Below are 18,310 nucleotides of genomic sequence, written 5' to 3' on the forward strand. Positions count from 1 at the left end.
ACGGAGCCGCCTCGTGGCACGCAAAGAGAAGAAACAGAAGGAAGAAGAAGGCTCGACCTGGCTCATCACGTTCTCGGACATGATGACCCTGATGCTGACCTTTTTCGTGCTTCTGGTCTCCATGTCGGTCATCGATGAGCGACGCAAGCTCGTGGTGCTCGGCTCCATCCTGGGCACCTTCGGCATTGGCCAGCAGGGCTTCGATCCCCGCTCCGTGGACAACCGCCGGCTGACCATGGAACCCGGCCCCCTGGAGCTGGATAGCGCCGACGACTTGGAGCCCCTCAAGGACATGCTCTGGGAGGATTTCGAGGACGATATCGATTTCCAGCACAACAAGTATGTGGAAATCCTCTCCATCAACGACGACGTGCTCTTCGAACCAGGTTCTACCCATCTTTCGACAAAGGGCAAGCATGTCCTGGACCGGATGCTGCCCGCGCTCCTGGACATCGACTTTCCACTGCTGCTGGCCGGCCACACCTCTATCCGCCGCGAGGAAGAGGCGAGCTACGACATCACCCTGAGCGACGACTCGACCCTGGACTTCTCCTGGAAGCTCTCTTTCCACCGCGTCATGAGCATGTACAAGTATCTGCTCTCGCGCGGCATGGACCCCGAGAAGCTCTTTGTGGAGGCCTTCGGCCGGTTCAAGCCCAGGGACAGCAACGACACTCCGGAGGGCCGCAAGGCCAACCGCCGTGTGGACATCGTGTTGGACCGCCGCAACGAGCACTGGATCAGCATGCTGCGCAAGTACGGCCGAGGCGAGAAGGACGACGGCAACGTCTTCATCTACAAGGATTTCCGTTTCAACGTGAGCCGCCCCGGCGACAACAACCAGACGGAGGTCCCCTGAGATGGCCCGCAAGCGCAAGAAAAGCTCGGGCGGCGGGGGCGATCCGTCATGGCTCATCACCTTCTCCGACCTGACCACCCTGCTGCTCACGTTCTTCGTGCTGCTGTTGTCCATGTCGTCCATGGACCACACCATTCTCACGAAGGTGAACGTCTTTACTCAGAATCTGGGCTTCATCTCGCCGCAGTCGGCCGGACGCGTACCGCAAAAAATCCAGCTGCTCCTCGATCTTCTGGAGGAGCCGTTTTCAGTCGTGGAAAAGCCCAACCGGATCAAGGATCTGCTCTTTCCGGACTACGTGCTGCCGCCGGACATGAACCGCTCCACGGTGTTCGAGAACATCCAGGTGCTGGAGCGACCGGAGGGCCTGGCCCTGGTGCTTTCCGACAAGCTTCTGTTCGCGCCGGCCAGCTCGGAGTTGACCGACGACGCGCGGCAGCTCCTGCAGCAGCTCACGGAGCTTATTCTGTTCATGACCGCGGACATCAACGTGGCCGGTCACACGGCCGGCGGGGCCGACCTCTGGAATCCGGTTGAACAGAAACCTATCGACCCGTATGATCTTTCAATGGACAGGGCCATGGCCGTACTCGCCTACTTCGTGCATAACGGCGTGCCCCAGAAGCGCTTCTCCATTTCGGGCTACGGCCCCAACTCGCCGTACGATGCGGCCCCGGGGGAAGAGCCGGTGCCCGACCGCCGTGTGGAGATCATGCTCAAGACCAAACCTTTCCTGGGCGGATACTGATCCATCGCCCCTGAACGCCAAGGAGTCGACACGTGCCAGACGCTATTGAAGGCGGGGAAGCCCCCCCGAAAAAAAAGAAATCCATGCTGAAGTGGATTCTGCTCCTCGTGCTGCTTCTCGTCCTTGGTGGCGGCGGCTACTTTGCCTATACCAAGTTCATCGCCGGCAAAAAGGACACGTCCGCACAGGAGGAGAACGCCACACAGGCGCAGGAGCAGGCCGCTCCATCCGGCGACTCCCAGGTCGTCTCGCTGCAGCCGTTCCTGGTGAACCTTGCCGATCCGCTGGGCAGACGGTATCTCAAGCTCACTCTGGACGTGGAAGTAAACAGCAAGGACGCCACGGAGCAGTTGACCAAGAACGAGCCCAAGGTGCGCGACGCGCTCATCATGCTGCTTTCCAGCAAGACCTTCTCGGATCTTTCCTCCATGGAAAGCAAGATCCTGCTCAAGAAGGAGATTGTGGAGCGGCTGAACCTCGTTCTCGGCGGCCCCAAGGTAGAGCAGGTCTATTTCACCGAAATGGTTATCCAATAACGAGAGGTTGTTATGGCTGACGAAGATCAAGAAAAATTGGCAGCCGAATGGGCCGCAGCGCTCGCCGAGCAGGACTCCGAGGACATCCCCGAGGATTTCGGCGAGGATCTCGGCACGGAGCAGGCCGCCCAGGACACAGGAGGCGGCGGCGTGGAGTCGCCGGGCTCCGACGTGAGCGAGGACGAAGCCCTTGCTGACGAGTGGGCCAAGGCTCTTGCGGAAGATGAAAGCGCGCAGCTCTCCAAGAAAAAGACCGAGCAGCAATCGCTTTCCAATCAGGCTTCCACTGCTCAGTTCAAAGATTTGACAGAAGAGGCCAAGAGCCCCCGAACGGACGGCACCAAGCACGAACTCGACTTCATTCTGGACATCCCCCTCGACGTTTCCGCCGAGCTGGGACGCACCAGGCTGCTCATCAACGAGCTGTTGCAGCTTGGCCAGGGATCTGTCGTGGAGCTCAACAAGCTCGCCGGCGAACCGCTCGAAATCTACGTCAACGGCAAGCTCGTGGCCCGCGGCGAGGCCGTGGTCATCAACGAGAAGTTCGGCGTCCGGCTGACGGACATCATCAGCCCCATCGAGCGGGTCAAGCAGCTTGGCTAGGCGCGGCTATTCGCAGTGGCACACGGCCGGGTACGAACGCACGTCCTGTGCGGCGCTTCATTGCGCTCTCGTTCCGGCCCTTGCGCTGCTCCTCGTGCTGACGTGGTCCTGCGTAGCGCCGCGTCCGGCCCTGGCGCAGACCGGCAACGCCACCGCAACCGCGTCCATTGCCGAAAAGATCGCAGCACAGGCCGAGTCCGCAAACAAGACAGCTGCTGAATCCGCCGCACAGGCGGCATCCGCCAACGAGACGAGCGGGGAGGCGGCCCAGGCCAGCATTCCTGCCGCAGACAATGCATCCCAAGCGGCTCCTGCCGAAGCCACGGCCGCCGGCGAGACCGAGGCCGCCCGCCAGAACGCCCCTGCCGGCGTTTCCGGTAATGGGTCGGAAGAGAGCGAGGCCGTCAACACGACCGCGACGCAGTCGCAGGCCGTGGGCAAGACCGAGTCGCGCGGCGCTGTCGAGCCATCCAAATCCGCTTCCGAATCTGCATCCAAACCCGCGTCCGAGCCAGGTGCCGGAAAACCGGCGGCCGAAGCCGAAAAGAAGGAGCCCCCCCTGCCCGGTTCCACCCTGGGATGGTCCGGTTACTTCCAGGCCATCGGCTCCATTTTCCTCATTCTCGCCGTGCTCGGCGGTGGCTTCTATCTGCTCAAACGCTTTGGACCCCGCGCAGTTGGAGGTGGCGTCTTCGGCCGGGGAACCCTTCAGCTCGAAGCGCAACTTCCTCTGGGACCTCGACGTTCCGTCGCAGTGGTCCGGTTCTTGAATAAGCGGCTGGTGTTGGGAGTCACGGACTCCAACATCACTTTGCTTACCGAGACGGAGACCGATGATGACGACGAGGTTCCTGAACATACTCCATCCACTCAAAGCGGCACTGCTTTCTCGAAAATGCTGGCCAAAGCTCGTAGTTCCCGCTCTTAGCCTGCTTTTCATCCTGCTGCTGCCGCACCTTGGCCACGCCGCCGAGGACATTGTCATGCCGGACCTGCAGCTCCGGCTTTCCGGCGGGGCCACGGAGCCCGAGAAGATCTCCGTCCTCCTCGAAATCCTCTTCCTGCTCACGGTCCTCTCCCTGGCTCCGGCCATCATGCTCACGGTGACCTCGTTCACCAGGATCATCATCGTCTTCCACTTCCTGCGGCAGGCCCTGGGCACGCAACAGCTCCCGCCCAGCCAGGTGCTCGCCAGCCTCGCCATTTTCATGACCATCGCCATCATGATGCCGGTGGGCACGCGGATAAACGACGAGGCCCTGCAGCCGTACCTCAACGAGGAGATCGGCTTTACCGACGCGCTGAACAAGGCGCAGGTGCCCCTGCGCGAGTTCATGTTCAAGCACACCCGCGAGAAGGACCTCTCCATTTTCTATTCGATCACCAAGATGGATCGGCCGGAGTCCAAGGAGGACGTTCCGACCATCATGCTGGCCGCCGGCTACGTCATCAGCGAGCTCAAGACGGGCTTCACCATCGGCTTCCTCATCTACATTCCCTTCCTCGTGCTGGACATGGTGGTCGCGTCCATCCTGCTCTCCATGGGCATGATGATGCTGCCGCCGGTGATGGTCTCGCTGCCCTTCAAGATTCTGCTGTTCGTGATGATCGACGGGTGGGGCCTGCTCACGGGATCTCTGGTGAACAGTTTTCTATCATGACCGGAAAAGGACCAGGATTATGACCCAGGATTTCGTCATTGGCTTTGCCAGGCAGGCCATCGAGCTGGCGCTCATGGTTTCCATGCCCATGCTGCTGGTCGGTCTGGTGGTGGGCGTTGTCGTCTCCATTCTCCAGGCCGCCACCCAGGTTCAGGAAATGACCTTGACCTTCATCCCCAAGATCGTCTCCACTTTCCTCGCACTGCTCATCGCCTTCCCCTGGATTCTGGACAAGCTCATCACCTTTGCGCAGGACATCATCATCAACATTCCCAACTATATACGATAGCAGCCCTGGCAGGGATCACCCTTTGGACGTACGAGTGATCGCATGCATCCGACCCACGACCAGCGCACCGGTCTGAGCCACGTTGAGAGAGTCCGCCTTTCTGGCAAACGGGATTTCGTAGATGGCGTCGCACGCCTTGGCAACGCCCGGACGCAGCCCCTTCTCCTCGTTGCCGAGCACGAACACGGCCGGAAAGGCCGGGTCGGCATCAAAGAGGTCCAAGGCGCCCTCCCCGCGTGCCAGACCGTACACGAACAGCCCCATCTCCTTGGCCGTCTCCAGGGTCTGCGACAGGTTGACGCACCGCCCTACAGGCAGATCAAGCAACGTGCCCGCCGAGGATTTGACGGCGCCTGCGCCCAGGGCCGCGGAGTTGTGCTTGGTCACCAGAATGCCGGCTCCGCCCATGGCGTAGAGCGTTCTGGCCAGCGCACCCACGTTGTGCGGGTCCTGCACCTGGTCCAGGGCCACGGCCATGCGCAAGGGCGCGTCGCCCACGCTCTGCAGAAACTCCTTCACATCCATGAATCCGGACATGAAGACACGGGCGATAACGCCCTGATGGTTGCCCGGATAGAGTGCGTCCAGCTTGTTTCTCGGAACCAGCACGTACCGTACGGAGCGCTGCCTGCACTGGTACAGAAGCGGCGCCAACTCCTTTGTGCTTTTATCCTTCTGCACAAGCACTTGCTCGATGCGCTCCGGATGCTGTTTCACGTACTCGTGGACAGGTTTCCGGCCAGGAACCAGGCCTTCTTCCGGGCTGGTTTTCTGAGTATGTTTCACGGCCATGCGTATCCTTTTTACAGCATTGTAACTACTGTACAATTGCTTTGTTACATGGTAGTAGATGCGCGCGTCGCATTGAAAACTATGGACAGATGCACCAGATGCGTGCTTTTTCGCACGACTTGCGGATACTTGTCCATGCAGTTATGACTCAACCGACGCCTTCGGTACGTGTCTGTTTTCCAACTCCGCGACCGAGATATGGTGTTCTTACCCCGCCATAAGGAGCGTTTTTATCATGACCCGCCAAGTTATTTGCCGCATCAGCCAAAAGCGCGGCTTCGCCCCCTGGATACATCCCCGTTCCGTCCTTCTCCCTCTTCTTCTCGGTACTCTGCTCGTCCTCTCCGCCTGCGCCGCCAAACAGGATATGAACGTGGCCGATGCTCCGGCCATAGAACCCTATCCAACCCACGGCATAGAAGGGCTTGAGGACTTTGACCAGGACCTGGAAGCGGCCGGACCGGAGAACGTGGACCTCACCCAGGAGGAAAAGATCGCCATCCTCTCCGAGGGCGAGATCAAGCATCCTGAAACGCCCGAGGCGCGGCTGCTCATAACCCGGCAGTTCCTGTTCCTCAACCGGGAGCGCCGCGGCACCATCGTCACCTGGATGGACCGCGCCGAGCTCTATCTGCCGGCGGCCAAGGACTACTTCCGCAGCCGCGGCCTGCCCACAGAGCTTGCCTACCTGCCCTTTATCGAGTCCGGCTACAACCCCCTGGCCAAGTCCCACGCCGGGGCTGCTGGCTCCTGGCAGTTCATCCGCTCCACCGGCCGCAAGTTCGGCCTTTCATGCGACAAATACATGGACGAGCGGCTCGACGTCTTCAAGGCCACCAAGGCCGCGGCCGACTACCTGAGCTTCCTGCACGGCACGTTCAACGACTGGACCCTGGCCCTGGCCGCCTACAACGCCGGCGAAGGCCGCGTGGGCCGGCTTGTCCAGGCCACCGGCGCCAAGAACTTCTTCGACATAGCCGCCGTGAACGACACTCTCCCGGCCAGTGACCGTCTGCGCGAGGAGACCATGCACTATGTCCCCCGCTTCCTGGCCATGGTCAAGATCCTCAACAACCACACGGCCCTGGGCTACGACCCCATGATGGACCGCTCCCTGGACTGCAAGCCCGTGGTCGCCAAGTCCGACCTCGACCTGGAGTCCCTGGCCAAAGGCTCCGGCCTCTCCTGGAGCGAGTTCAAGAAGCTCAATCCCGCCCTCATCTCCGACCAGACCCCGCCGGACCGCGTCTGCACCGTGTACGTGCCCGGCCAGAAGGCCCAGGCCTGCAGCGCCTATCTTGGCGGCAAGCCTGTGCTGGCCAGCGCCGTGAAGTACACCAGATACACGGTCCGCAGGGGCGACACCTACTCGCAGATTGCTTCCCGCTATCCCATCAGCACGCGCGAACTCATGCGCATCAACAAGACCCGTTCCGCGCGCCTGCGCATAGGCCAGAAGCTCTGGGTGCCGCGCACCAAGGGCTCCCACACCGCGGTGGCCTCCAACGACTCCGACAACAAGGTTACTACGGGCAGCGGCGGCACCTATCGCGTGCAGCATCGCGACACGCTCTACTCCCTGTCGCGCCACTTCGGCGTGCCGGTCAAGACTTTGATGGCCGCCAACAACCTGAAGTCGGCCCGTTCGTTGCGCGCCGGCCAGGAGATCGTGATTCCCGGCCAGGCCAAGAAAGAGCACGCCACCCGCGTAGCCACCAACTCGTCCGGCTCAACCTACACCGTGTCTTCCGGAGACACCATCTGGTCCATTGCACGGCGCTTCAAGCTCTCGCCCAAGGACCTGCTCGCCTGGAACAATCTGGACCGCAGCTCCACGCTCATGCCCGGAGACTCCATCCAGCTTACATCCGATTGATTCATCCCGACTTCCAGACACAATAAAAGGCCGCCGGATTTCCGACGGCCCTTTGTTTTTACTCTCAGTAGTGCGCCGCACTAACGCCGCGCTGGTCAAACCACGGATTCTGCCGGCCGGATCAACCGCGAAGCTGCTCCAGAAGCAGGGTCCGGGCCAGGTCCGCGGGGAAGCTCTGCCCTGTCCACAGTCTGAACTGGGCAAGGCCCTGGTGGACGAACATGTTGAGGCCGTCCACCACCGCGCAGCCGGCGTCGCGCGCCTCACGCAGGAAGCGAGTGCGCAACGGGTTGTACACGATGTCATAGGCCGTGCACTCCGCCGGAAACGCCTCGGCCGGCCACGGCGTATCCTCGACGTGGTCTCCGCTCATGCCCAAAGATGTCGTGTTCACGAGCAGGGCCGCCGGGCTCTTGGTGCGTGCTTCCCAATCCACGACATCCACGCCGAAGTCGGCGGCCAGAGCCTCCGCCTTGCTCCGTGTACGATTCGTAATACGAATGTCCGGGATGCCCAGATGTTGTAGCGCGGTAAGGGCGGCGCGGGCTGCGCCGCCGGCTCCCAGCACCATGGCTGAGTCGAACGCCTTGCCCATGGCCTCCAGCGGAGCCAGGAAGCCGTCTACATCCGTGTTCTCGCCCAACAGCTTGGTGCCATGCCAGTGCAGGGTGTTCACGGCGCCCACCTTGCGCGCACGCTCGCTCACGCCGTCCAGATACTCCATCACCGCCACCTTGTGCGGGATGGTCACGGACAGGCCGGCGATCGGCAGCAGGCGCACGGCGTCCATCATCCGGCCCAGGTCGTCCGGGGCCACGTCCCAGGCCATGTAGACCCATGGCAGGTCCGCGCGTTGCAGCGCCCAGTTGTGCAGCGCCGGGCCCATGCTGTGGCGCACCGGGTGCCCGATGAGCCCGCACACCCGTTCCGGAACAAGAACGTCACCATCGTCTTTGGGCATTGTAAATGCCTCCTATTACGCCGTCTCCATCTGCCTGGCCGCATGCTCGGCGCCGGCGGCCAGTGCATCAGCGTTCTTGGGAATCAGGTGCGCGTAATGCTTGGCAATGACCTTCTCCAGACTTTTCTGCACCGCCTCCAGAGGCAGCACGCCTGTGGCTTGGGTATACGCGCCCAGGGCCACCATATTGGCCATGCGCAGGTTGCCGATCTTGTCCGCGATGTCGTTGCACGGCACGAACACCGGCTTGGTGCGCATTCTGTCGGCCAGATCCTCGTCAATGAGCGAGGAGTTGATAACTACAACGCCGTTGTCCTGGACCATGGGTTGGAACTTATCCAGGGAAGGCCGGTTCATGATGATCAGGCTCTTGGGCCGGCGGATCAGCGGCGAGCCGATCTCATCCTCGGAGATTACCACGGTGCAGTTGGCTGTGCCGCCGCGCATCTCCGGGCCGTAGACCGGCATATACGTCACGTTCTTGCCCGCTCCCATGGCGGCGTAGGCCAAGAGATTGCCGATGAGCATGACGCCCTGGCCGCCGAAGCCGGCTATGATCACGTCCTGATAAAGGCTCATGGCTGCTCCTTATTCGAAGTCCTTGTAGGTTCCGAGGGGGAAGTAGGGAATCATCTCCTTCTCCACCCGCTCGTTGGCCGCCACCGGGGTCATGCGCCAGTTGGTGGGGCAGGCCGAAAGCAGCTCCACAAAGCCGAAGCCGTGCCCTTCCGTCTGGCAGCGGAAGGCCTTCATGATCGCGCGCTTGGCGCTCACGATGTTCTTCATATTGTTGGTGGCTACCCGCGCGGAGAAAGCCGTGCCGCCCAGAGAGGCCATCAGCTCGGCCATCTTCATGGGCGAACCTTCCCTGTCCTCGCAGCGGCCGCCGGGGCAGGTGGTGGTCTTCTGGCCGATCATGGTGGTCGGGGCCATCTGGCCGCCGGTCATGCCGTACACCGTGTTGTTCACGAACACGATGGAGACCTTCTCGCCGCGGTTGGCGCAGTGCACGGACTCGGCAAGGCCGATGGACGCGAGGTCGCCATCGCCCTGGTAAGAGAAGACGAACTTGTCGGGCCGGGCGCGCTTCACGCCGGTGACCACTGCAGGCGCGCGGCCGTGCGGCGCCTCGATGGTGTCCATGTCGATGTAGTTGTAGATGAAGACCGAGCAGCCGATGGAGCTGACGCAGATGGTCTCGTCCACCAGGCCGAGCTCGCTCAGGCACTCCGCCACCAGTCGATGCGCGATGCCGTGATGGCAGCCGGGGCAGTAGTGGCTGCCGCGGTCGACAATATTCTCGGGAAGGACAAAGGCTTCTTTTTCAAGCACTTCAGCCATGGCTACTTGCCCTCCAAAACGTTGAGGATGGGTTCCACGAAGTCCTCGGGGCTCGGCAGATCGCCGGGCATGCAGCCGAAGAACGCGGAGTCGGCGTGGTGACGTACGGCCAGCCGCACGTCGTCGACCATCTGGCCCGTGTTGTGCTCGATGGTCAGGAAGCGCTTGCCCTGTGCGGCCAGCGCGTCGATCTGCTTCGTGGGGAAGGGGAACAGGGTGATGGGCCGGAACAGGCCGACCTTGTGGCCCTTTGCGCGCAGGTTGCGCACCGTGGACTTGACGATGCGGCCGATGGAGCCGAAGGCCGCGACGATCAGCTCGGCGTCGTCGCAGAGGAACTCCTCGGCGCGGGCGTCCTGCTCCATGGACTCGTGCTTGGCCACGAGCATCCTGTTGTGGGTCGCCAGGGCGCCCTCCTCCAGATACAAGGATTTGAGCAGCCGCGCCGGGCGTTCGCCCTTGCCTTCCAGGCGCCACTCGGCGCCCTCGGTGTCGTCGTGATAGAGCGGATCACCGGCAGCCGGCGTCCACGTGGTCACGGGCTCCTTCATCTGGCCGAGGATCGCATCGCCCAGCACCATGACCGGGTTGCGGTACTTGAAAGCTAGGTGGAACGCCTCGATCATGAAATCATATGCTTCCTGGCAGGTGGCCGGCGCGAGCACAAAAAGGCGATAGTCGCCGTGGCCGCCGCCCTTGACCGCCTGGAAGTAGTCGCCCTGGGAAGGACCGATATCGCCCAGGCCGGGGCCGCCGCGCACCATGTTCACGATGACGCCGGGCAGCTGCGAGCCGGCCATGTAGGAGATGGCCTCCTGCATGAGGGATATGCCCGGGCTGGACGACGAGGTGAACGCGCGCACGCCGCACGAAGCCGCGCCCAGCAGCATGTTGGCCGCCGCCACCTCGCTTTCCGCCTGGACGAACTGGCCGCCGGCGGCCGGGATGAGCGAGGAGAGCAGCTCCGGAATGTCGTTCTGCGGCGTGATGGGATAGCCGAAGTAGCAACGGCAACCGGCGGCCAGGGCGCCGTGCGCCACGGCCTCGTTGCCTTTGATGAATATACGTTCGCCGTCTCGCGCGGAGCTCATTGTCCTGCCTCCTTGGATTCGGCTTTCGCCTTGGGCTTGACCGGCTTGTAGACCCGGATTGCGTAATCCGGACAGATCATGGCGCAAGCTGTGCAACCCGTGCACGATTCCTCGTCCACGACCTCCACGACCTTGTACCCCTGCTGGTTGAAGCGATCGGACTGCGCCAGGACATCCTTGGGGCAGACCGTGGTGCAGAGCATACAACCCTTGCACCGTTCATCGAGTATGGTCACGCGGGCCATGCTACCTCCATGCATTGGTCGTTGATTCCCAATTCTTACGGGGCCGCAACATTACGTTAAAAACACTCATGCGGCAAAGTTTTTCATATCTGCACGCCTATCCATCCGGTTTTGTTACAGAATAAGCATAGCGTCGCCATAGGAGAAAAAACGGTACCCGCTGTCGCGGGCATGCGCATAGGCGCGTTGCATAAACTCCCTTCCGGCAAGCGCGCTCACCAGGATGAACAGCGATGATTTGGGCAGGTGAAAGTTTGTAAACAAACCGTCCGCCACCATGGGTGTGTACGGCGGCTTGATGAAGATGTCTATCCAACCCCTGAACGGCGCGATATCGCCGGTGGCGGCGTAGGCCCCCTCCAGTGTGCGCAGGCTGGTGGTGCCCACAGGGATAACCGGCCGGCCCTGTTCCTTGGCCCGACGAATCTGCTCGGCCGTCTCGGCCGTGAGCTCGGCGAACTCGGCGTGCATCACATGCTCGCGGATATCCTGCGCCCGCACCGGGCTGAAGGTGCCGTAGCCCACGTACAGGCTTACCGTGGCGATCTCGATGCCCGCATCCTCCAGGCTGGCGCGGATGCCGGCGTCAAAATGCAGACCGGCCGTAGGCGCGGCCACGGACCCGGCCTTCTCCGCCCTGGCGAACTCGGTCTGGTAGCGCCGGCTGTCCGAGTCCTCCGGAGCGCGACCCAGATACGGCGGCAGCGGCATCTCCCCATTCTCTTCCAGTCTGGCCGCCAGATCGCCCTGCCACTCCATGGTTACATGGCTTCGGCCGAACTCGCCCTTCTCGCCCATGACCATGGCCACGCCCGTGCCCAGCGGGATGCGCTCGCCAGGCTTGGGACCCTTGCTGGACTTCACCAGCCCTTCGACGTCCGCGGCCGACCAGCCGTCATGGATAGCGCGCACGTCCATGCACGGAATGGGCGTGAGCAGCAGGAACTCCACCTTGCCGCCGGTATCCCGCCGGCCGTGCAAACGCGCCGGCACCACGCGGGTATCGTTGACCACCAGCAGTGCGCCCTTGGGCAGCAGCGAGGCCACGTCTTTCGTTTGCTCATCTGTAAGGACTTTGCTCGCGCGGTCCACAACCAATAAACGCGATGCGCTTCGTTCTGCCGTGGGGTGCGTGGCTATGCACTCCTGGGGCAGCTCGAAATCGTACGCATCCAAATCAAACTCGTTCATTTGTCTCGAAACTCCAGATTCCCAAACCTGATACAAATCATATATAATCGCCAAATTAACATTGATTCATTGAAGCCGTTTTCAGACTCCGCTTAAGCATCTGCCCTGTGTCAGAGTGTTGCCAACCAGCGTTGTCCATACTATATAGTCCAAAAATCAAACGCTTTTCTCGTGCGCATGCGTCGTTTTCATGCCCGCAGATTCCATGGAGGTCTTCATGAACCATCGCCATTTCGGACCATTGCTCGTCGCGTTGCTCGCCGGTCTGCTTCTCTCCCTGCCGGCTTGCTCGTATTTCCAGAAATCCGGCTCGTCCTCTACTACTAGCGAACCTTCCGAGGTGGCTCCCCAGCCGCAGACCATGGATAACTACTACGATTTCGACGACATTCCGGTCCCGCAGGAGATGTCGCTCCAGGGCGACGAATCCTTTATCCTGGAAACGCCCACCGAACGCAGCGGCGTCATGGTTTTCAAGGGCAAGGTCGAGATCCAGTCGCTGCGCAACTACTACATCAACAACATGGCCCGCGAAAACTGGACCATGCGCAGCGCCATCAAGAGCTCCCGGACCATCCTGGTCTTCGAGAAGCCGGGCCGCTACTGCATAGTCACCATGACCGACGGTCAGTTCTCCACGCAGATGGAAATCTGGGTTACGCCCCGCGCCAACGGCTACTCCGACCCCATGGGCTCCCCGTCGTCCTCGTCCTTTTCCGAGCAGCCCCTGACCCCGTAACGGCGCGACTATCGTGGACAGCCATCTCACTTTCACCGGTTTCCGTGACCGCCGCATCCACCTGGGCGTGACCGGAAGCATAGCCGCCTTCAAAGCGCTTGATCTGCTGCGTGACTGGAAGCGCGCCGGAATCCAGGTGGGCGCGAGCCTGACCGAGAGCGCGCAGGAGTTCGTCACGCCCCTGTCCATGCAGGCCCTGGGCGCCGACCCCGTCGATACGAAGCTCTTCCCCGCGGGCGACAACGTCTACGCGCACCTCGCCCCCGGGCAGGGAGCCCATTGCTACGCCATAGCGCCGGCAACCGCAAACATCCTGGCCAAGCTGGCTTACGGCCTGGCTGATGATGTGGTGAGCTGCCAGGTCCTGGCTCATCCCGGTCCCATCATCGTCGCACCGGCCATGAACCCCAACATGTGGCTGAACCCGGCGGTGCAGGAGAATTGGCAGAAGCTCCAGGAGCGCTTCATGATCTGCCTGGCGCCCGACAGTGGGGAGGTCGCCTGCGGCGACATGGGCACGGGCCGGCTTGCCCGGCACGAGCTCATCTTCCTGCACGGCCTCAAGGCATTGAGCCCGCAGGACCTTTCCGGCACGCGCGTCCTTGTCACGCTGGGGCCCACGCGGGAGTACTTCGACCCTGTCCGCTTCTGGTCCAACCCGTCCTCCGGCACCATGGGCGCGTCCATTGCCGTGGCCGCCTGGCTGCGCGGCGCGGATGTCACGGCCATCTGCGGCCCTGTATCCCTGTGGCTGCCGCCGGGCATCCACCGCATCTCCGTGACCTCTGCCGTCGAGATGCACGAGGCCGCAACGGACATTTGGCCCAGCGCCGACGTGGCCGTCTGTACGGCCGCCGTGGCTGACTTCGCCCCCAAACCATACGGCGAGACGAAGTTCAAGAAGACCGGTGAGCCATTGCAGGTGGAGTTCTCCGCCAATCCGGACATTATAGCCGCGTTGTCCAACACCCGGCACGTACGGCAGCGCATTATCGGCTTTGCGGCCGAAACCGGTGACCTGGCCCAGCTTGCGCGTGAGAAGCGCGAGCGCAAGGGCATGGACATTATCGTGGCCAACCATGTTCTGACGCCCGGGGCAGGCTTTGCCGCGCCCACCAATGAGGTCACCGTCATCGATGCCAACGGCCGCGAGGAAAGCTGGCCCACGCTTCCGAAAACAGAGGTTGCCTGGAGGCTGCTCGATTGGCTTTCTCTTCTCTGACCCTTGCCGAGCGCTACCGCACCTGGCACGACGCCGGCCTGGAGTACCTGCTCCGACCCGAGTGCGCGCCTGCGTCAGAGCTTCAGCCAGAGCCCGGCCGAGGGGCTGAATCCGCACCTTCTCCGGCTTCGAGCAGCGGCCTGGATGCCCAGTCGCACAGCTCGCAGAATATTGCGGTGAACGATACGGTTGCAGATCAACCGCAGTATACAACCAACCGAGCTTCTTCAACTCAAGATTCTTGTTCGGCATCACCGCAGGCATCTACACAATCACAACCGCAGCCTGCCCCTCATCCCAATACGCCCCCTGCCTCCGGCTCTGCATCGGCCTCCGGCCAGGCGTGGCCCCACCCCTGGGACTGCTATGCCGAGAAGCTTCCTGCCTCGCCCCAGTGCATTTGGACCTATTGGGAGCTCGGCCTGGACATGGCCGGCAAGTCGTCCGGACACCGCCGGACCATTCTGCAGAAGCTGCGGCTCAAGGTGAACATGCCTTCCGGCGCCGTGGCCTTCTGGCCGGCTGCCGCCCTGCAGGGCGATCAACTCGTGTACGACGAGACGCAGTTCCTCCGCGGCCTTGCACAGGCAGGCGTCTCCACTGTGCTCTGCTTCGGACCGGAGCTTTTCGGACGACTGTTCCCCGGCGAGGTCTATGCCCCTTCACCTCGAGAGTACCACGGCTACACGTTCCACTTTTTGCCACCGCTGCGCGAGAGCCTTGTGGAGGACCGCGACGCCCTCAACGCTCTGATCCAGCGCGTTCGTTACGCCTTACGCATTGAATCCTGAGCCGTATTTGCTATACTGAAGCCCCTTCCACCATCGAACATAGCTCGGGGCTCCAGCATGGCCAACTGCAGTCACGCCGCCTTCAAAAAATGCTTCTGGTGCGCTTCGCTACTCGGCATGTGCGTGTTGCTGCTCGCTTGGGCAAACGCCTCCACCGCTGCTAACCAAACCATATCGCAGACTCGCGTCCTCTACGTCGAGCTCGACGGCGGCATCAGCCCCATCCAGGCCGATCTCTTTGATCAGGCCATCGAAACCGCCAGAGACGACAACTACGAGCTGATTCTGGTGCGTCTGGACACGCCTGGCGGTCTGGTAAGCTCCACCCGGACGATGATCAAGTGCATGCTCGGCTCGCCGGTGCCTTTCCTGGTCTGGGTAGGACCGGCCGGAGCCCATGCCGCCAGCGCCGGCGTCTTTATCGTGGCCGCATCCGATCTCGCCGGCATGAGCCCGCAGTCCACTATCGGCGCCGCCTCACCTGTTTCCATGAGCGGCGGCGACATCAACGGCACCATGGCGCGCAAGGTCCAGAACGACATACTCAGCCTGCTGCGCAGCCTGGCCCGGCGCAAGGACCGCAATTACGAGTGGTACGCCAAGGCTGTCGAGGAGGCGGACTCCATCACGGCCACGGAAGCGGTGATGGACCACGTCGTGGAGATTCTGGCCGACAGCCCTCTGGACTTCCTGCAACAGGCTGGAGCGCGCGGAATCAGCACTAATCAAGGCGATCTCCGCTTTACCGCCGAGTCTATCGACCTCATTCCATACGAACCCGGCTTCCGCTACTCATTCCTTGCCTGGCTCTTGCATCCGCAAATTGCCTACTTCCTTTTTCTCGGCGGCATCGCCGGCCTGTTCTTCGAGGTCTCGCACCCAGGCGCTGTCTTCCCCGGCGTGGTGGGCGGCCTTTTCCTGCTGTTGGCGCTCTATGCGTTGTCCATCCTGCCAACCAACGCTGCCGGCATTCTGCTCATCCTTTTCTCGCTCATCCTGCTTGTGCTCGAAGTCTTCATAACGAGTTACGGACTGCTGAGCATCGCCGCCCTCCTCAGCCTGTTTATCGGCTCCACAATCCTCTTCAAGGAGGGCACGGGCTTTGTTTTGCCCCTTTCCTCCATCCTGACCACCGTACTGCTGCTGGCTGGCTTTGTAAGCGTGGTGCTGTACCTGGTGGGCAAGGCACAGCTCAGAAAACCACGCCAGGGGGACAAGGTGCTTATCGGCACCGCCGCCACTGTGCGGTCCTGGAACGGAGCACAAGGCAAGGTCTTCCTGCGCGGCGAGATATGGAACGCCGTCTCCAAGGAGCCCATATTCGTCTCAACTGGTGATATTGTTCAGATTATACGCGTGGATGGCCTCACGCTCACTGTCGAACCGAAGCCATAGGAGTCCGTCATGCCTTTTTCAGGTGTCGGCATCATCATTGCCATCGTCGTGCTGTTCCTTGTCGCTGCGCTCAAGATCCTTCGAGAGTATGAACGCGGCGTCGTCTTCCGGTTGGGACGCGTTATCGGCGCGAAAGGTCCCGGGCTCATCATCCTGATTCCCATCATCGACCGTATGGTGAAGACCAGCCTGCGCGTGCTTGTGCTCGACGTGCCCAATCAGGACGTCATCACCTACGATAACGTCTCCATCAAGGTGAATGCGGTCGTCTACTTCCGGGTGATCGATCCGGTGAAAGCCATTATAGAGGTCGAGGACTTCCTCTACGCCACGTCGCAGCTTGCCCAGACCACCCTGCGTTCAGTCTGCGGCGGTGTGGAGCTTGATACGATCCTTGCCCATCGCGACAAGATCAACAATGAGATCCAGACCATTCTGGACGAACAAACCGATCCGTGGGGCATCAAGGTCATCAGCGTTGAGGTCAAACACATCGACCTGCCGCAGGAAATGCAGCGCGCCATGGCCCGGCAGGCCGAGGCGGAACGCGACCGCCGCGCCAAGGTCATCAACGCCGAAGGCGAGTTCCAGGCGTCCAAGCGGCTTTCCGAGGCGGCCGAGATTATCTCCGCCCATCCCCAGGCGTTGCAGTTGCGATACCTGCAAACCCTGGTCGAGATGAGCTCCGAGGGCAGCACCACCATTATTCCGCTACCACTCGACCTGCTCAGCCTGGTAAAAAAACCGGAATAGATCTTTTTCTTTCTTTGGAACGGGCGGTTTGCGACATTTGCGACCGCCCGTTACTTTCTTTCTTTACTTTTTTTTTCTAAAAACTCTGGTGTCTGCTGTACGTATATTTATCCCACACGCTTTTTCCCAAAGGATAGGCCATGCGCATTCTCGTCACCGGCGCCGCCGGTTTCATCGGCTACCACGTCTGCGAATACTTTCTGCGTGAAGGCGCCGAAGTGGTCGGCATAGATAACCTCAACGATTACTACGATGTCGCCTTGAAGCAGGCCCGTCTCGAACGCCTCGCTCTCTACGATTCCTTTATCTTTCGCAAAATCGACATGGCCAACGGTGGTGATGTGCTCGCCCTGTTCCAGGAGTTTTCGTTTACCCATGTCATAAACCTCGCTGCCCAGGCCGGCGTACGCCACAGCATCACCCATCCGGAGGACTATGTTCGCTCCAACCTGGATGGCTTTTTCTACATTCTGGAAGGCTGCCGCAACTCCAAGGAGCTGAAACATCTCGTATTCGCCTCGTCCAGCTCGGTCTATGGGCTGAACACGCTCATGCCGTACAGCGTGCGCCACAATGTGGACCACCCCATCAGCCTGTACGCGGCGTCCAAGAAATCCAACGAGCTGATGGCGCACACGTACAGCTACCTGTACGGCATTCCTTCCACCGGGCTTCGTTTCTTTACGGTGTACGGACCGTGGGGCCGGCCGGATATGGCTATTTTTCTCTTTGTGGACAAGATATTACGTGGCGATCCCATCGACGTTTTCAACCACGGCAAGATGCGCCGCGACTTTACGTATATCGATGACATTGTGGAGGGTGTGGCCCGGGTCACCAAAAAGCCGGCAACGCCCAACCCGGATTGGAACGGCCGGAGCCCCGATCCTGCTTCCAGCCCTGCGCCGTTCAAGATTTTCAACATCGGCAACAACAACAGCGTCAGCCTGGAAGATTTCATCGCAACCATCGAAGAATGTCTTGGCATGCAGGCGCAAAAGAACTATCTGCCGCTGCAGCCAGGCGATGTTCCCGAGACGTATGCGGACATTGATGATTTGTTCAACCATGTCGGCTTCCGGCCGCATACGGACTTGACCCTCGGGGTCTCGAATTTTGTTTCGTGGTTTCGAGAATACTACGGCAAATAAGCCCCGGCAGTTGACACGTCTATCAACCATCAACTAGCTAGTGAATGTACGAACAGCCCTACGATT

General features: G+C 61.2%; 21 protein-coding genes. 14 read left to right on the top strand and 7 right to left on the bottom strand.

The genetic code is table 11. From position 1 onward, the window contains the following. Positions 1-13: 13 nt before the first annotated feature. From E8L03_RS14260 to fliQ, 7 genes are read left to right on the top strand one after another with little or no spacing between them, the layout of a single operon-like run. Positions 14-859, top strand: a complete 846-nt coding sequence (locus E8L03_RS14260) for an OmpA/MotB family protein (RefSeq protein ID WP_171267698.1) — start codon at positions 14-16, stop codon at positions 857-859. A gap of 1 nt (position 860) precedes the next feature. Beyond that, the gene (locus E8L03_RS14265) at positions 861-1,607 is read left to right on the top strand and encodes an OmpA/MotB family protein (protein ID WP_144234208.1); all 747 of its coding nucleotides are present in this window, start codon (positions 861-863) and stop codon (positions 1,605-1,607) included. 32 nt (positions 1,608-1,639) lie between these two features. Beyond that, entirely contained in the window at positions 1,640-2,143 is a 504-nt protein-coding gene (locus E8L03_RS14270) for a flagellar basal body-associated FliL family protein (RefSeq protein ID WP_342356072.1), read from the top strand. 12 nt (positions 2,144-2,155) lie between these two features. Further along, the gene (fliN, locus tag E8L03_RS14275; RefSeq protein WP_144234207.1) at positions 2,156-2,746 is read left to right on the top strand and encodes a flagellar motor switch protein FliN; all 591 of its coding nucleotides are present in this window, start codon (positions 2,156-2,158) and stop codon (positions 2,744-2,746) included. Further along, positions 2,739-3,674, top strand: a complete 936-nt coding sequence (fliO, locus tag E8L03_RS21015; RefSeq protein WP_244963533.1) for a flagellar biosynthetic protein FliO — start codon at positions 2,739-2,741, stop codon at positions 3,672-3,674. Before fliN ends, fliO begins: the two co-directional genes overlap by 8 nt. 55 nt (positions 3,675-3,729) lie before the next feature. Then, on the top strand, positions 3,730-4,407 hold the full coding sequence (gene fliP, locus E8L03_RS14285) for a flagellar type III secretion system pore protein FliP (RefSeq protein ID WP_144234448.1): 678 nt from the start codon (positions 3,730-3,732) through the stop codon (positions 4,405-4,407). Positions 4,408-4,426: 19 nt separating this feature from the next. Beyond that, positions 4,427-4,696 (top strand): flagellar biosynthesis protein FliQ, encoded by a 270-nt coding sequence (gene fliQ / locus E8L03_RS14290; RefSeq protein WP_144234206.1) that lies wholly within the window; start codon positions 4,427-4,429, stop codon positions 4,694-4,696. Between the two features lie 15 nt (positions 4,697-4,711). Here the strand turns inward: fliQ and E8L03_RS14295 are convergent, their stop codons facing one another. Further along, positions 4,712-5,482, bottom strand: coding sequence for a TrmH family RNA methyltransferase (locus E8L03_RS14295; RefSeq protein ID WP_244963534.1), 771 nt, complete (start codon positions 5,480-5,482; stop codon positions 4,712-4,714). A 241-nt stretch (positions 5,483-5,723) separates the two neighbouring features. Between E8L03_RS14295 and E8L03_RS14300 the strand changes: the two genes are divergently transcribed. Beyond that, positions 5,724-7,364, top strand: coding sequence for a lytic transglycosylase (locus tag E8L03_RS14300; protein WP_144234204.1), 1,641 nt, complete (start codon positions 5,724-5,726; stop codon positions 7,362-7,364). Positions 7,365-7,485: 121 nt separating this feature from the next. Here E8L03_RS14300 and aroE read toward each other — a convergent pair whose 3' ends face one another. The 6 genes from aroE to queA all read right to left on the bottom strand — a co-directional run bounded on the left by aroE (position 7,486) and on the right by queA (position 12,193). Beyond that, positions 7,486-8,325: a shikimate dehydrogenase gene (gene aroE / locus E8L03_RS14305; RefSeq protein ID WP_171267700.1), complete on the bottom strand. Its 840-nt coding sequence runs from the start codon at positions 8,323-8,325 to the stop codon at positions 7,486-7,488. Between the two features lie 15 nt (positions 8,326-8,340). Further along, complete coding sequence (locus tag E8L03_RS14310; protein ID WP_144234202.1) at positions 8,341-8,904, bottom strand: 2-oxoacid:ferredoxin oxidoreductase subunit gamma family protein; 564 nt, start codon at positions 8,902-8,904, stop codon at positions 8,341-8,343. Between the two features lie 9 nt (positions 8,905-8,913). Beyond that, positions 8,914-9,666 carry a thiamine pyrophosphate-dependent enzyme gene (locus E8L03_RS14315; protein WP_144234201.1) on the bottom strand — a complete coding sequence of 251 codons (753 nt, stop codon included), beginning with the start codon at positions 9,664-9,666 and terminating at the stop codon, positions 8,914-8,916. A 2-nt stretch (positions 9,667-9,668) separates the two neighbouring features. After that, positions 9,669-10,757 carry a 3-methyl-2-oxobutanoate dehydrogenase subunit VorB gene (locus E8L03_RS14320; protein WP_144234200.1) on the bottom strand — a complete coding sequence of 363 codons (1,089 nt, stop codon included), beginning with the start codon at positions 10,755-10,757 and terminating at the stop codon, positions 9,669-9,671. Next, positions 10,754-11,002, bottom strand: a complete 249-nt coding sequence (locus tag E8L03_RS14325) for a 4Fe-4S dicluster domain-containing protein (protein WP_144234199.1) — start codon at positions 11,000-11,002, stop codon at positions 10,754-10,756. Before E8L03_RS14325 ends, E8L03_RS14320 begins: the two co-directional genes overlap by 4 nt. Positions 11,003-11,116: 114 nt before the next feature. After that, positions 11,117-12,193 carry a tRNA preQ1(34) S-adenosylmethionine ribosyltransferase-isomerase QueA gene (gene queA, locus E8L03_RS14330; protein WP_171267701.1) on the bottom strand — a complete coding sequence of 359 codons (1,077 nt, stop codon included), beginning with the start codon at positions 12,191-12,193 and terminating at the stop codon, positions 11,117-11,119. 217 nt (positions 12,194-12,410) lie between these two features. On the opposite strand from queA, the gene E8L03_RS14335 reads away from it, so the two are divergent. The 6 genes from E8L03_RS14335 to E8L03_RS14360 all read left to right on the top strand — a co-directional run bounded on the left by E8L03_RS14335 (position 12,411) and on the right by E8L03_RS14360 (position 18,244). Then, positions 12,411-12,932 carry a hypothetical protein gene (locus tag E8L03_RS14335; protein ID WP_144234197.1) on the top strand — a complete coding sequence of 174 codons (522 nt, stop codon included), beginning with the start codon at positions 12,411-12,413 and terminating at the stop codon, positions 12,930-12,932. A gap of 13 nt (positions 12,933-12,945) precedes the next feature. Beyond that, positions 12,946-14,154, top strand: coding sequence for a bifunctional phosphopantothenoylcysteine decarboxylase/phosphopantothenate--cysteine ligase CoaBC (gene coaBC / locus E8L03_RS14340; protein WP_171267702.1), 1,209 nt, complete (start codon positions 12,946-12,948; stop codon positions 14,152-14,154). 428 nt (positions 14,155-14,582) lie between these two features. Continuing rightward, positions 14,583-14,945, top strand: coding sequence for a hypothetical protein (locus E8L03_RS14345; protein WP_144234195.1), 363 nt, complete (start codon positions 14,583-14,585; stop codon positions 14,943-14,945). Positions 14,946-15,002: 57 nt separating this feature from the next. Then, complete coding sequence (locus tag E8L03_RS14350) at positions 15,003-16,340, top strand: NfeD family protein (RefSeq protein ID WP_244963535.1); 1,338 nt, start codon at positions 15,003-15,005, stop codon at positions 16,338-16,340. A gap of 9 nt (positions 16,341-16,349) precedes the next feature. Beyond that, entirely contained in the window at positions 16,350-17,093 is a 744-nt protein-coding gene (locus tag E8L03_RS14355) for a slipin family protein (RefSeq protein WP_144234194.1), read from the top strand. 140 nt (positions 17,094-17,233) lie between these two features. Continuing rightward, the gene (locus E8L03_RS14360; protein WP_171267703.1) at positions 17,234-18,244 is read left to right on the top strand and encodes an NAD-dependent epimerase; all 1,011 of its coding nucleotides are present in this window, start codon (positions 17,234-17,236) and stop codon (positions 18,242-18,244) included. Positions 18,245-18,310 lie beyond the last annotated feature (66 nt).

It is taken from the genome of Oceanidesulfovibrio marinus (assembly GCF_013085545.1).
GTDB classification, from domain to species: domain Bacteria; phylum Desulfobacterota; class Desulfovibrionia; order Desulfovibrionales; family Desulfovibrionaceae; genus Oceanidesulfovibrio; species Oceanidesulfovibrio marinus.